The following is a 13,931-nucleotide window of genomic DNA, read 5'->3' on the forward strand; positions in this document are numbered from 1 at the left end:
CTGAGCATTTTTGCTGGCCGATGCAGCCATCCCGTCGCAAGCAGCGCGACTTCTCGCACAGCCTGTTTCGCAGGGACGACAGTTGCAAGAGATGACACAGTGGTAATGTAACGCAACTTGAACCGCCCACTGGCGTTACCATGTGATGGCCATGCCCGAGAACGACATCTTCACATCGAATGCTGCGCGATCGCGGCCGCCGTTCGGCGGGGCGCAGGCGCGCGGCAAGATCATCGACCAGGACGGGCACGAAATCCCGGATGCCGGACCGCGTCCGCAGTTCGAGAGCTTTCACTTCGACTTCCGCAACTCCGCCGCCAACCCGTTCGGCAATCTGACGCGCGAGCAGCGGCTGGCGCGGCTGGAGGCGATCGCAAAACTGCTCGACGTCGCCTTCGTGCTGCCTGGCACCAACATCCGCTACGGCATCGACGGGCTGATCGGCCTGATCCCCATCGTCGGCGACATCATCACGACGGCGATCTCGCTGTGGTTGGTGCGCGAGGCCCGTGCGCTCGGCGCGCCCTGGCACATCACAGCGCGGATGCTCGCCAATGTCGCCGTCGACGGCGTGGTCGGCATCGTGCCGGTCGTGGGCGACGCCTTCGACGTCATGTTCCGCGCCAACATCCGCAACGTGCGGCTGCTGCGGCGCTGGCTCGACAGGCAGCCGCGCCTGTAGCGCACGCGTATGATCCGGAAAAGTGTGAAGCGGTTTTCCCTCGCGACAAACGCGGGACGCGTTTGCGCGGAGATCATGCGCAAATGTGCACGACTCAAACAAAAGCCCCCGGACACGTCCGAGGGCTTTTCGTTGGGAAGAGAGAAAGAAAGGCTTAGGCGGCGTCAGCGTTGGTCTGCTGGGCCTGAACCGGGCGCGGATGGCGCTGCAACGGAAATGACTCGCTCTCGTACAGCGAGCGGATGCCATTCTGGTCGAAGCGCGCTTCCTCGACCTGCAGATAGGCGCCGTTCAGCGAGTCCGCAGGCAATTGCTCCATCGCGAACAGCACGGCTTCGGCGGCGGTACCGAAACGGCGATAGGCGAACCCGGCCCGCTTCTTCTTGCGGATCGCGGCGGGAAACAGTTCGGCGGAGGTGTTGTAGTTGAACGGACGCAAGGGACGCATTGTCGACGACCTCTTATCTTCGTGACGGCTGGAGCTATCGAATTGGTTTTTGGGGGACGGTGGGCCACTACCGGCGGCGCGCCGCGCACATCATTCAGAGGCTAATATAGGCTTCTTTGACAAAAATGCGACCCCAGAACCGTCAGGGCAAGGCACATGATGAATCCGCGCATAGCAGCGGAATAGATCGAATAAGTTGTTTTATTTCAAATATTTATGGCGATTACAGCTTGCCCAGCAGGACCATGACCAGAACCACGACCAAAATTACCCCGATCAGCCCGGTTCCGGAATGGCCGAGGCCGTAGCCATAGCCGCGGATCCGGCCGCTGGCGCCGCCAAGCAGAATAATCAGCAGGAGGATGATGAGGATCAGTCCAAGCGACATGGTGCCCTCCTCGAAAAAGGGCGGCAGCCGCACGGCGAGACGCCGACGGCCCCGCATCGGAGAGCAAAGCACATTTTGGCCTGGTGGCCGATAACTTCGTCGTCATTCTGGGTTATGCGCGCGTCGTCATTCCGGGATGGTCCAGAGGACCAGACCTCAGGTGCGCAATTGCGCACCGGGGAATCTCGAGATTCCGGGTTCGATGCTGCGCATCGCCCCGGAATGACGATGCCTTCGCTATTTCTTACTCTCGTCGATCGGCAGCACCTTGAGCGGCGTCGGATAGGGCTCGACGCGCAGCGAGTCGCTGGCGATCAGGCCTATTCTGTGCAGTGGCGCCTCTTCGAGATCGCCGGAGGCGGATTTGTGCACGGCGTATTGCCAGACGCTGATCGAGCCCTTGGCGACCAGCATTTTTGCCAGCCCGCCGGCATTCTGGCCCTCGAGCTGGGCGAGATCGGCGTCCGTGAGGCCGATCACGACCTCGTCCTTGCTGGTGATGACCTTGAACAGGGAGACCTTGTCGGCGGCAAGGGCCGGCCCGCTCACGACGCTCCCCATGATGAGTCCGGCGAGGCCGAGACCAAACAAAAGCTTTCCTGGAATGTGCGGCATCAAATCTTCCCTCGTTTGCGCGCGGGAGAGACCGGTGAAGCCAAAACAAAACCCCGCGCGACCGGTCCTTGGTCGCACGGGGCGGACGATACGTTCGGTCGGCGGCAGTTATTTCTTCTCGTTCAGCTTCAGCGATGCCGAGTTGATGCAGTAGCGCAGGCCGGTCGGGCCGGGGCCGTCGTTGAAGACGTGACCGAGATGTCCGTCGCATTTCGAGCACAGCACCTCGGTGCGGACCATGCCATGGGTGACATCGCGCTCCTCGTCGACGTTGCTCTCGGCCGCGGGCTGCGAAAAGCTCGGCCAGCCGCAACCGGAGTCGAACTTGGCGTCGGACTCGAACAGCGTCTGCCCGCAGCCGGCGCAGACATAGGTGCCCTTGCGGGGATCGTGCTCATATTCGCCGGTGAAGGGACGTTCGGTCGCCTTTTCCCGCAGTACCGCATATTGCATCGGCGTCAGTTCCTTGCGCCACTCGGCTTCGCTCTTGCGGACCTTGGCGTCAGTCTTGGTGTCGGACATGGAAACTCCTCCAGGTTGGATCGTCATTGCGAGCGAAGCGAAGCAATCCAGTGTGAGGGAAGCACGATGGATTGCTTCGTCAGCTTCGCTCCTCGCAATGACGGAAGCTATTGCCTCAGTTGGTGACCTTGGCGCTGCTCACCAGCGTCGGCTTCTCGATGTAATTCTCCGCGAAGATCTTCTTCAGGTTCTCGACCTTCGGGATGTCGTTGTAGGCAATATAGGGTTGGGTCGGGTGCAGCGTCAGATAGTCCTGGTGATAACCCTCCGCCGGATAGAACGCCGCAAGTGCGCCGACCTTGGTGACGATCGGCTTGCCGTAGACCTTGGCGGCGTTGAGCTGGGCGATATAGGCGTCCGTCACCTTCTTCTGCTCGTCGCTGGTGGTGAAGATCGCCGAGCGATATTGCGTGCCGCTATCGGGGCCCTGGCGGTTCAACTGGGTCGGGTCGTGTACGACGGAAAAGAAGATCTGCAGGATCTTGCCATAGGTGATCTTCTGCGGGTCGTATTTGACCTCGACCGACTCCGCGTGCCCGGTCGAGCCGGTCGACACCATGCTGTAATCCGCCGTCGCCTTGGCGCCGCCGGAGTAGCCGGACACCGCGTTGACGATTCCGGCGGTATGCTGGAACACGCCCTGCACGCCCCAGAAGCAGCCGCCGGCGACGACCACCGTCTTGATGCCGCTCTCCTGCGCGTCGGTCGCGGGCGGCGGGATGATCACCGCGTCCTCCGCGGCAAGCGAGGGCGCAACGGCAAAGGCGGCGACGGCCAGCGCGCCGATCGCGGCGGCGCAGATCGAAAAGCGGCTGAGGGAGCTGCGGGGCATGGGTTCCTCGTGGGATCGCGGTTGGGGGCCATTTTAGAGCGCGGGCCGGCATTCGCAATCGGCCCGGTTCGCTCCGATGCCTCAAGATACGGGCGAGCGGGCGTTTCGTTACGGCCAAGGCGACACGGTTTCGTGAATAAAGTCGCGTTCCTGCAACGCCTTAAGGGACGAGCCGCCCGACCATGCCGTATAATTGCCGAGCGGAACCGGCCGGCCCGTCCAGTGAACCGTGAGTTGCGACGCGCGACAAAATTCCAGGTGCCGGGGGCCTCGTTACGATGTTGCGCGCATTCCTTTCGTTGATCGTCCTGCTTGCACTGGCTGGAGCTGCCCGTGCGGCCGGCGATATCGACACCTGCCGCAATGCCCAGGCCGAGGCGGTCGCGCGGCTGGCGGCCTGCGAAAGCGTGATTGCCGACGAGACCATCATCGGAAAATCCAGAGCCGCCGCGTTCTGGTTTCGCGGCGATACGCTGAACAAAAAGCGCGACTATGACGGCGCGATCGCGGCCTACAGCGCGGCGCACGATGCTGATCCGGACAATGTCGGCTACATCAATTCGCGCGGCATCGCCTACAGCAACAAGGGCGACGATGAGCACGCGCTCGCCGACTACGACCAATGCCTGCAGATGCGCCCGAATTTTGCGAGCGCCTTCAATAATCGCGGCTTGATCTTCATGCGCAAGGGCGATCTGCAACGCGCCTTCGACGATTTCAACCAGGCCGTCAATCTGACCCCGGCCAACAGCCCGATCCGCTACATCCATCTCTACAACCGTGCGCGCGTGGAGGGGCTGGAGAAGAACAATGACGCCGCGCTCGCCGACTATGCCGATGCGCTTAAGCTCAATCCCGACGCCGTGCAAATTCCGACTTACCGATGCGTCACCTATACCGACATGGGAAAATTCGACGAGGCGCTCGCCGACTGCAATGCGGTGCTCGGCAAGAACCCGAAAGCAGTCTACACGCTGACCAGCCGCGCCAATGCCAATCTCGGCAAGGGCGAACTGGACGCCGCGCTGAATGACTACAATGAGGCGCTGAAGATCAGCCCCAACAATATTCGTGCCCACGCCGGTCGCGGCCTTCTCTACGAGAAGCGGAAGGATCTCGTCGCGGCGCGTTCCGACTATCGCTCCGCAAGCGCGACATTGACGAAATACGACGATACCGACACCGCCATTGCGCGCCGGACCGCCAAGGAACGCCTGGCCGCACTGATGGCGGTCTTGCCGTCTCCGGCGGCCGCAGCGCCGCCCAAGCCCGCACCGGGAAAGACTGTGGCACCGGCGGAACCGGCCGGGCCGCGCAAGGTCGCGCTGATCGTCGGCAACGGCGCCTACAAGAATGTGCAACCGCTCGACAACCCGCCGCGCGACGCCAGACTGATCGCGTCGACCTTTCGCGAGCTCGGTTTTGCGACCGTGACGCTTGCGCCCGATCTGACCCGTGACAAATTCTTTGCCGCCCTGCATGAGTTTGGCGCCGAGGCCGAAAAATCGGATTGGGCGGTTGTCTATTATGCCGGTCACGGCATGGAAATCGGCGGTGTCAATTATCTGATCCCGACCGACGCAAGGCTCGCTGCCGACCGCGACGCCGATGCGCAGGCGGTGGCGCTGGAGCAGGTCATTGCCGCTGTTTCCGGTGCCCGCAAGCTGCGGCTCGTGATGCTCGACGCCTGCCGCGACAATCCGTTCGAAAAGACCATGCAGCATACCATCGCGTTGAAGCTGGTCAGCAAGGGCTTTTCCAATATCGAGCCCGAAGCCGGGTTCATGGTGGTCTATGCCGCCAAGCACGGCGAAACCGCGCTCGACGGCGATTCCGCGAACTCGCCGTTCGCCACCGCGCTGGCGCGCGACATCAGGGAGCCGAAGGTCGAGGTGCGAAAGCTCTTCGACATCGTGCGTGACGACGTCTGGACTGCGACCAAACACGGACAGCAGCCCTTCACCTACGGCTCGCCGCCCGGACGTGAGGATTTTTACTTTGCGGGGAAGTGACGCTTGGAGGATGTGCAAACATCCGAAAGCGTCATTCCGGGATGGTGCGCAAGCACCAGACCTCAGATGCGCAATTGCGCATCGGGGAATCTCGAGATTCCGGGTTCGCTGCTTCGCATCGCCCCGGAATGACGATGTCACACCACGATGCTCAGCCGCTTCGCCGCGCGCGTGATGCCCGTATACAGCCAGCGCGCGCGAGAGTCCTGGAACGCAAAGCTCTCGTCGAACAGCACCACGTCGTCCCATTGCGAGCCCTGCGACTTGTGCACGGTCAGCACATAGCCGTAGTCGAACTCGTCATAGGGCTTGCGCTGCTCCCACGGGATGCCCTCGATCCCGCCGTCGAAGCATTCGCCGCGCACCGAGACTTTCGTGACCTTGTAGCCAAAGTCCTCGTCCGGTGTCACGCGCATGGTGATGATCTTGGATTTCGACTGCGCGCGCGCCTTGACCCGCCACAGCCCGCCGTTGAACAGGCCTTTCTTGCGGTTGTTGCGCAGGCAGACCAGCTTGTCGCCGGCGACGGGAAGCGGATCCTCGATCTTCAGCCGCTGCCGCATCCGCATGTTGTAGGCGCGGCGGGTGTTGTTGCGGCCGACCAGCACCTGGTCGGCGCTCATCACGCGGTCCGGATCGAGCTCCTTGCGCGAGACGACTTCGCTTTCGCCGTGGCGGCCGATTTCGAGCTCGCGGCCCTCGCGGATATCCATCGACATCCGCACGATCGGATCGTCCTGCGCCTGGCGGTGCACCTCGGTCAGCATCGCATCCGGTTCGCAATCGGTGAAGAAGCCGCCGCCCTGGATCGGCGGCAATTGGGCGGGGTCGCCGAGCACCAAAAGCGGGCAGTCGAACGACATCAAATCGCGGCCAAGCTCGGCATCGACCATCGAGCACTCGTCGATCACGATCAGCTTGGCTTTCGAGGCTGGAGCGTCGTCCCAGAGCTCAAAACTCGGCTGCTCGACGCCGGATTCGCGCGCGCGATAGATCAGCGAATGGATCGTCGAGGCGCTGTCGCAGCCCTTGTTGCGCATCACCAGCGCCGCCTTGCCGGTGAAGGCCGCGAATTTGACCTCGCCATCGACGTCCTCGGCGATGTGGCGGGCAAGGGTGGTCTTGCCGGTTCCGGCATAGCCGAACAGGCGGAACACCGGCGGCGTGCCGTTTTTGCCGGGTTTGGCTTTCAGCCAGTCGGCAACGGCTTTCAGCGCGGAATCCTGGTGCGGCGTGAAGGCGGTCACTTGAATATTGTCTTGGGGCTTTCGGAGGGAGGATTGCGCGACCGATAACGCCGCGACTCAACATTCACAAGCTAGCCATTCGCGCGCTCCAATCAAGTCGACTTCCGCTGCGCGGAATTGGAGTTTCGCGGCCAAGGCTAGACCTCTAGGCTAGACTTGGTCCGTGCCGGCACTAGACTGATCCCAACAACAAGCTGGAACAGGCGACCTTGGGAGCGACGCCATGAAATTCGGCATCTTTTATGAGCTGCAATTGCCGCGTCCGTGGAGCGACGGCGACGAGCTCAGGCTTTACCAGAACGCGCTGACGCAACTGGAGACCGCCGACCGGCTCGGCTACGATTACGCCTGGGTGGTGGAGCATCATTTCCTCGAGGAATATTCGCACTCGCCGGCGCCGGAATCCTTCCTTGCCGCCGCGAGCCAGCGCACCAGGAAGATCCGGCTCGGCCACGGCATCTTCCAGCTCACCACCAACCATCCCGCGCGCGTCGCCGAGCGGATCGCGGTGCTCGACCTCCTGAGCAACGGCCGCTGCGAGTTCGGCATGGGCGAGAGCGCCTCGATCACCGAGCTGACGCCGTTCGGCCGCGACATGGAGACCAAGCGTGAGGTGTTCGAGGAGGCGGTGCAAGCGATCTTCCCGATGTTCACCAAGATCGGCACCGAGCATCACGGCAAGTATTTCGACATTCCCTTGCGCAATGTCGTGCCGAAGCCGGTGCAGAAACCGCACCCGCCGCTCTGGATGGCCTGCTCGCAATTGCCGACCATCGAGCGCGCCGGACAAAACGGATTTGGCGCGCTCGGCTTCCAGTTCGTCAGCGCGGACGCCGCGCACGCCTGGGTGCATGCCTATTACAACGCGATCACCAAGCGGTTGAACAAGCTCGCCGACTACGAGATCAATCCGAACATGGCGCTGGTGTCATTCTTCATGTGCGCCAAGACCGACGAGGAGGCGCGGGCACGCGCCGATGGCGCCACCTTCTTCCAGTTCGCATTGCGCTATTACGGGCAGGCGCAGAACCGGCAACGGCCGGCGCCGGGCACCGTCAACATGTGGGACGAGTACAACAAATGGAAGCGCGAGAATCCGGAAGCGCAGGAAGCCGCGCTGCGCGGCGGCCTGATCGGCTCGCCGGAGACCATCGCCAAGAAACTGAGGCGCTTCCGGGCCTCGCATATCGACCAGGTGATCCTGCTCAACCAGGCCGGCAAGAACACGCATGAGCATATCTGCGAGTCGCTTGAGCTGTTCTCCCGGGAAGTGATGCCGGAGTTCCAGAACGATCCCGAGCACGATGCCTGGAAAGAGGGCGTGCTCAGCGGCGCGATTCAACTCGAGGAGATCGACACTCAGGCTTTCAGCGACCGCTATGGTAAACTGGCGGTCAATGTCGCGCCCAAAACGGCCGCCGCCGGCTGATCGATCGTCTGATCGATTGCCTGATCGATTCCTGGCAGCGAAATCGCGATTCCGTGAGGAAAATAATTCGCTACCTGCCATCGGCGCCTTGAAAGAAACCGCACGCACCTTGCCCGCATGACAGTGCGGGCATCGCTATTTTTGCTGCCTCCTCGACAGCTTCATTCGCCACCCCCATCATCCTGACATCGCATGATCGTGCAGCGCAGCGCGCGCGATTGTCAGGGGATTTTTGGAATGAAGCGTCGTGAGCTCCTCAAACTGTCGCTCGGCTCAGTCGCCGTGGCCGCGCTGTCAGGGCGCGCGAGCGCCGAGGTTGGGGTGAAGGAGATTCGTATTGGCTACCAGAAGAATGGCGTGCTGGTTATCGCGCGCCAGCGGGCAGTTCTGGAAAATCATTTCAAGCCGCAGGGTATCGAGGTGAAATGGGTCGAGTTCTCCTCCGGGCCGCCGTTGATGGAAGCGATGAACGTCGGCAGCATCGACTATGGCGCCGTCGGCGACTCCCCGCCAATTTTCGCCCAGGCTGCGCGCGCTGCCATCGTCTATGCCGCGGCTCAGCCCATCATCAATGGGTCAGGCATCCTGGTGCCGCAAAATTCGGCAATCGCTGGGATCGCCGATCTCAAGGGCAAGCGCGTCGGCTTCACCAAGGGGTCCAGCGCGCATAACGTCGTGATCCAGACGCTGGAGAAGGCCGGACTGACCTTTGACGACATCACGCCGGTCTATCTGACGCCGCCGGACGCCGGTCCTGCCTTCGGCAACGGGAGCATCGATGCCTGGGCGATCTGGGATCCATATTTTGCGATCGGCGAGACCAAGCAGAACGGCCGCATCCTGGTCAACAGCCGTGAAGTGACCAAGACCAACTCGTTCTATATCGCCAACCGCGACTTCGCGAGCAATCACGGTCGCGCGCTGCAGCAGATTGTCGATGTCACGAGCGCGACCGCGGACTGGGCGCAGGCGCATCCTGACGAGGTCGCGAAATCGCTGGCCGCCGTCACCGGCGTGCCGCTCGACATTCAGACCATCGCGGCCAAACGGGCCGGCTTCTCGGTCAGCCCCGTCAGCGCCGACATCATCGCGACCCAGCAAGGTGTGGCCGACCGCTTCTTCAAGCTCGGCCTGATCCCGAAGCAGATCGTGGTCCGCGACATCGTCTGGCGCAGCAGCCAGACCTGATTTCATTCAACGCAAGGGGCGTCATCATGCGACGTATCATTCAACGCTGGATCACCAGCGCGGTGCTCTCGGTCAGCATCGTCGCAGCCGCGGTCAGCGCGTCCTATGGGCAGGACAAGGTGGTTCGTATCGGCCTCCAGAAATACGGCAAGCTGGTGCTGCTGAAGAGCAAGGGCTCGCTCGAAGAGAAGCTGAAAGCGGTCGGCACCAAGGTGGTGTGGACCGAGTTTCCGTCCGGGCCGCCGCTGCTCGAGGCGCTCAATGTCGGCGCGATCGATTTCGGCAACACCGGCGAAGCGCCGCCGATTTTCGCGCAGGCCGCCGGTGCGCCGATCCAGTATGTCGCCTATGAGCCGCCGGCGCCGAAGGGCGAGGCGATCCTGGTGCCGAAGGACAGCCCGATCAAGTCGGTCGCCGAGCTGAAGGGCAAGAAGGTCGCGCTCAACAAGGGCTCCAACGTCCACTATCTCCTAGTGAAGGCGCTGGAGAAGGCCGGCGTCAAATATTCCGATGTCGAGGTCGCCTATCTCGCGCCTGCCGATGCCCGCGCAGCGTTCGAGCGCGGCGCGGTCGATGCCTGGGTGATCTGGGATCCGTTCCAGGCCGCAGCGGAATCGGCCACCGGCGCGCGCACGCTGGCTGACGGAACCGGAATCGTCTCGAACTATCAGTTCTATTTCTCCTCGAAGGCGTTCCTGCAGAGCGATCCGAAGATCGTCGATCTCGTGCTGGCGCAGTTGAGCGAGGTCGACGACTGGGCCAAGGGCGACATTCACGCAGTCGCCGAACAACTGGCGCCGACCATCGGCCTGTCGGTCCCGGTGGTGGAGGTCGCGCTGAAACGCCAGGCCTACGGCATCAAGCCGGTCACCGATGCTGTCATCGCCGATCAGCAGCAGGTCGCCGATGCGTTCTTCGCCCTCGGCCTGATCCCCAAACAGATCAAGATTTCAGACGTCGCATGGAGGCCGGGAACGTGAGCACCGCAACCAACGCCAATATCCTCTGGTTCCTGCCGACCCATGGCGACAGCCGCTATCTCGGCACATCGATCGGCGGCCGCGAGGTCAACTTCAACTATCTGCGCCAGATCGCGCAGGCTGCCGACCAGCTCGGCTATTACGGGGTGCTGCTGCCGACCGGCCGTAGCTGCGAGGATTCCTGGGTGGTGGCTTCGGCCGTCGCGCCGTGGACCGAGCGCCTGCGCTATTTGGTTGCGGTCAGGCCCGGGCTGCAGTCGCCTGCCGTCGCCGCGCGCATGACCGCGACGCTGGACCGGGTGTCGAACGGTCGCCTCTTGATCAACGTCGTCACCGGCGGCGATCCCGTCGAGAACAAGGGCGACGGCATCTTCTTAGGTCATGACGAGCGCTACGCGGTGACGCGCGAGTTCCTGAACGTCTACAGCGATCTGCTCGCGGGCAAGACCGTCAATGTCGAGGGCAAGCACATCCAGATCGAGGATGGCCGCCTGCTGTTCCATCCGGTGCAATCGCCGCGACCGCCGCTGTATTTCGGCGGCTCGTCGGACGCCGGCATCGACGTCGCGGTCGACACCGTCGACAAATATTTGACCTGGGGCGAGCCGCCGGCGCAGGTCGCCGAAAAGGTCGCGCGGGTCAAGGCGATCGCCGAGCAGCGCGGCCGCAAGCTGTCGTTCGGCATCCGCCTGCACGTCATCGTGCGCGAGACCAACGCGGAGGCCTGGAAGGCCGCCGACGAACTGATCCAGCACGTCACCGACGACACGGTGGCGGCGGCGCAAAAGATCTTCTCGCGGATGGACTCGGTCGGCCAGCAGCGCATGGCGCAACTGCACGGCGGCCGCAGAGACCAGCTCGAGATCAGCCCGAACCTGTGGGCAGGCGTCGGCCTGGTGCGCGGTGGCGCGGGCACCGCGCTGGTCGGCGATCCCGAGACGGTCGCAGCCCGGATCAAGGAGTATCAGGAGATCGGCGTCGATACCTTCATCATGTCCGGCTACCCGCATCTCGAGGAAGCCTATCGCTTCGCGGAACTGGTGTTCCCGCTGCTGTCGCTCGGGCACGGCAACAACGTGACGCCGATCCGCGTCAACACCGGGCCGTTCGGCGAGACTATCGGCAACGAGTACCGGCCGCAGAAACAGGCATCGCAATCATGAGCTTGATCGATTCTCTTCCGCGCCTTAGCGCACCGAAACTGCCGAAGGTCGACGGCCTGATCCCGTGGATCGTGCCGCTCGCGATCATCCTGGTCTGGCAACTCGCCAGCGTCACCGGCTTCGTGCCCGGGCGCGTGCTGCCGGCGCCCAGCGACGTCGCGCTGGCCGGCTGGAAGCTGTTGCTGTCAGGCGAGTTGATCCGCAACATCTGGGTGAGTTTCTGGCGCGCCAGCATCGGCTTCCTGATCGGCGGCAGCATTGGCTTCGCGTTCGGTCTGGCCAACGGCCTGTCGCAGCTGTCGGCCAAGCTCACCGACACCACGCTGCAGATGGTGCGCAACATCCCGCATCTGGCGCTGATCCCGCTCGTCATCCTTTGGTTCGGCATCGACGAGTCGGCAAAGCTGTTTCTGGTCGCGCTCGGGGTGTTCTTCCCGATCTATCTCAACACGCTGCACGGCATCCGCACCGTCGATCCGCAGCTGATCGAGATGGGGCGGATCTACGGCATGACTGACGGCGAGTTGTTCCGCCGGGTGATCTTCCCCGGCGCGCTACCGTCGATCTTCGTCGGCCTGCGCTTTGCGCTCGGCATCATGTGGCTGACGCTGATCGTGGCCGAGACCATCGCGGCTTCGTCCGGGCTCGGCTACATGGCGATGCAGGCGCGCGAGTTCATGCTGATCGACGTCGTCGTGCTCTCGATCCTGATCTACGCCTTGCTGGGCAAGCTCGCCGACAGCGCTTCGCGCGCGCTGGAGCGGCTGACCCTGTCCTGGCATCCCGCCTTCCAGAAGAAGTGAGAATGAGAATGCAAGAGGCGCTTCGTTTTCAGTCCGTGGACGCCGAGCCGGTCGAGCGTGCCGATATCATCCCGCAAGCGCGGCAATTGCGGCGTGCGTCGGAAGGCGCGCCGCGCGGCCTGTCGCTGACCATCCGCGGCTTGCGCAAGTCGTTCGGCGACAATGAGGTGCTGCTTGGCATCGACCTGCACATTCCGGCCGGCCAGTTCGTTGCCATCGTCGGCCGCAGCGGCTGCGGCAAGAGCACGCTGCTGCGCCTGATCGCGGGCCTCGAGACACCGACCGCCGGCAGCATTTCCTTCAGCGAGACGCCTCGCGCCCAGGACCTCCGCGTCATGTTCCAGGAGCCGCGGCTGTTGCCGTGGGCTCGGGTGCTGTCCAATGTCGAGGTTGGCCTCGGTCGTGAACGCAAATCCGCGGATGCCCAGGCGCGTGCCGAGCATGCGCTGGTCGAGGTCGGTCTCGACGACAAGCGCGGGCAGTGGCCCGCGGTGCTCTCGGGCGGCCAGAAGCAGCGGGTGGCGCTGGCGCGTGCGCTGGTCAGCCAGCCGCGGACGCTGGCATTCGACGAGCCGCTCGGCGCGCTCGATGCGCTGACCCGGATCTCGATGCAGGCATTGCTCGAACGTGTCTGGCGCGACCAGGGCTTTACCGCGATCCTGGTGACGCATGACGTCGCCGAGGCGGTCGCGCTCGCCGACCGCGTGCTTGTCATCGAGGACGGCCGCATCGCCCAGGACGTCTTGGTCGATCTGCCGCGGCCACGCCGGCGCGGCTCGGCGGAACTCGCCGCGCTCGAAGGCGCGATCCTGAAGCACCTGCTCGAAGGCAGCGAAGATACGTCTGATCTGTGAGGCCGTCATGAACACCGCCGTCCGCAACCTCTCCATCGCCCAGGCCGTCTCCGCCGATGATTTTCGCGGCGCGATGCGGCATCTGACCGGTGGCGTCAGCATCATCACAGCCGGCCGCGGCGACGACATTTCCGGGATGACGGTGACCTCGGTGTCGTCATTGTCGGTCGATCCGCCGTCGCTGATCGTGAGCATCAACCGCGCGGCGTCGTCATATCAGCTGATCAAGCGCCATGGCGTATTCGGCGTGAACATCCTGACGGCGGACCAGCTCGATGTCGCCGAACGCTTCACGGGCAAGGGTGGGCTGAAGGGCGCGGACCGGTTCGCCGGCGCTGAATGGACGACGCGCGCCTCGGGCGTTCCACTGCTGGTCGGATCGCTCACGGCGATCGACTGCGAGGTGGAAGAAGTGATCGAACGTCATTCGCACGCGATCGTGATCGGCCGCGTGCTCGATGTGGTGGCCTCGCAGCGAACCGCCGCGCTGGCATACTGGCAGGGCGAATATGTCGCGATCGACAGGGAAGAGGACCAGCTCAAGCTGGCCGAGGTCAGCCTGCCGTCCCGTCACGTCCATGCCCGGGGGCTGCGCTAGACTTCCCGCTCTGGTTGCGTTCCCGAAATACGTCAAGTGCGCAGCTTGGCGTTGTTAAACGCCGCTTGGATTTGAAGTCTTAATACTTGGTGTCGGCCGAATTCACCGAAACTACACCAAATCTGCGGACGAACCTCAGATTGTAACCGGCGTTGCTCCAACGTTATCGC

General features: G+C 63.3%; 15 protein-coding genes. 9 read left to right on the forward strand and 6 right to left on the reverse strand.

Going from position 1 to position 13,931, the window contains the following annotated elements; translation table 11 throughout:
• Positions 1 to 145 precede the first annotated feature (145 nt).
• The gene (locus tag UP10_RS16855; protein ID WP_044537148.1) at positions 146 to 682 is read left to right on the forward strand and encodes a DUF4112 domain-containing protein; all 537 of its coding nucleotides are present in this window, start codon (positions 146 to 148) and stop codon (positions 680 to 682) included.
• A gap of 154 nt (positions 683 to 836) precedes the next feature.
• On the opposite strand, the gene UP10_RS16860 is transcribed toward UP10_RS16855, so the two are convergent.
• The 5 genes from UP10_RS16860 to msrA form a co-directional block, all read right to left on the reverse strand.
• Complete coding sequence (locus UP10_RS16860) at positions 837 to 1,130, reverse strand: hypothetical protein (RefSeq protein WP_044588452.1); 294 nt, start codon at positions 1,128 to 1,130, stop codon at positions 837 to 839.
• A gap of 223 nt (positions 1,131 to 1,353) precedes the next feature.
• Entirely contained in the window at positions 1,354 to 1,518 is a 165-nt protein-coding gene (locus UP10_RS16865) for a DUF3309 family protein (protein WP_082070006.1), read from the reverse strand.
• 237 nt (positions 1,519 to 1,755) lie between these two features.
• The gene (locus tag UP10_RS16870) at positions 1,756 to 2,133 is read right to left on the reverse strand and encodes a hypothetical protein (protein ID WP_063775384.1); all 378 of its coding nucleotides are present in this window, start codon (positions 2,131 to 2,133) and stop codon (positions 1,756 to 1,758) included.
• Positions 2,134 to 2,241: 108 nt separating this feature from the next.
• On the reverse strand, positions 2,242 to 2,655 hold the full coding sequence (msrB, locus tag UP10_RS16875) for a peptide-methionine (R)-S-oxide reductase MsrB (protein ID WP_044588453.1): 414 nt from the start codon (positions 2,653 to 2,655) through the stop codon (positions 2,242 to 2,244).
• A gap of 115 nt (positions 2,656 to 2,770) precedes the next feature.
• Complete coding sequence (gene msrA, locus UP10_RS16880; RefSeq protein WP_082077157.1) at positions 2,771 to 3,487, reverse strand: peptide-methionine (S)-S-oxide reductase MsrA; 717 nt, start codon at positions 3,485 to 3,487, stop codon at positions 2,771 to 2,773.
• Positions 3,488 to 3,765: 278 nt separating this feature from the next.
• On the opposite strand from msrA, the gene UP10_RS16885 reads away from it, so the two are divergent.
• Positions 3,766 to 5,499 (forward strand): caspase family protein, encoded by a 1,734-nt coding sequence (locus UP10_RS16885; protein WP_044588454.1) that lies wholly within the window; start codon positions 3,766 to 3,768, stop codon positions 5,497 to 5,499.
• 137 nt (positions 5,500 to 5,636) lie between these two features.
• Here the strand turns inward: UP10_RS16885 and UP10_RS16890 are convergent, their stop codons facing one another.
• Positions 5,637 to 6,746, reverse strand: a complete 1,110-nt coding sequence (locus tag UP10_RS16890; RefSeq protein ID WP_044537154.1) for an ATP-dependent DNA helicase — start codon at positions 6,744 to 6,746, stop codon at positions 5,637 to 5,639.
• A gap of 223 nt (positions 6,747 to 6,969) precedes the next feature.
• On the opposite strand from UP10_RS16890, the gene UP10_RS16895 reads away from it, so the two are divergent.
• The 7 genes from UP10_RS16895 to UP10_RS16925 all read left to right on the forward strand — a co-directional run bounded on the left by UP10_RS16895 (position 6,970) and on the right by UP10_RS16925 (position 13,761).
• A complete protein-coding gene (locus UP10_RS16895) occupies positions 6,970 to 8,175 on the forward strand; it encodes an LLM class flavin-dependent oxidoreductase (protein ID WP_044588455.1) in 1,206 nt (401 codons plus the stop codon).
• Between the two features lie 237 nt (positions 8,176 to 8,412).
• Entirely contained in the window at positions 8,413 to 9,363 is a 951-nt protein-coding gene (locus tag UP10_RS16900) for a sulfonate ABC transporter substrate-binding protein (protein WP_044588519.1), read from the forward strand.
• Positions 9,364 to 9,389: 26 nt separating this feature from the next.
• The gene (locus tag UP10_RS16905) at positions 9,390 to 10,343 is read left to right on the forward strand and encodes a sulfonate ABC transporter substrate-binding protein (RefSeq protein ID WP_044588456.1); all 954 of its coding nucleotides are present in this window, start codon (positions 9,390 to 9,392) and stop codon (positions 10,341 to 10,343) included.
• Positions 10,325 to 11,506 (forward strand): FMNH2-dependent alkanesulfonate monooxygenase, encoded by a 1,182-nt coding sequence (gene ssuD, locus UP10_RS16910; RefSeq protein WP_044588457.1) that lies wholly within the window; start codon positions 10,325 to 10,327, stop codon positions 11,504 to 11,506. The genes UP10_RS16905 and ssuD overlap by 19 nt, the downstream gene beginning before the upstream one ends.
• Positions 11,503 to 12,309, forward strand: coding sequence for an aliphatic sulfonate ABC transporter permease SsuC (gene ssuC, locus UP10_RS16915; RefSeq protein ID WP_044588458.1), 807 nt, complete (start codon positions 11,503 to 11,505; stop codon positions 12,307 to 12,309). Before ssuD ends, ssuC begins: the two co-directional genes overlap by 4 nt.
• An 8-nt stretch (positions 12,310 to 12,317) precedes the next feature.
• Positions 12,318 to 13,163 carry an ATP-binding cassette domain-containing protein gene (locus UP10_RS16920; protein ID WP_044588459.1) on the forward strand — a complete coding sequence of 282 codons (846 nt, stop codon included), beginning with the start codon at positions 12,318 to 12,320 and terminating at the stop codon, positions 13,161 to 13,163.
• A gap of 7 nt (positions 13,164 to 13,170) precedes the next feature.
• Entirely contained in the window at positions 13,171 to 13,761 is a 591-nt protein-coding gene (locus tag UP10_RS16925; protein ID WP_044588460.1) for a flavin reductase family protein, read from the forward strand.
• Positions 13,762 to 13,931 lie beyond the last annotated feature (170 nt).

It is taken from the genome of Bradyrhizobium sp. LTSPM299, assembly GCF_000938235.1.
Classification (GTDB): domain Bacteria; phylum Pseudomonadota; class Alphaproteobacteria; order Rhizobiales; family Xanthobacteraceae; genus Bradyrhizobium.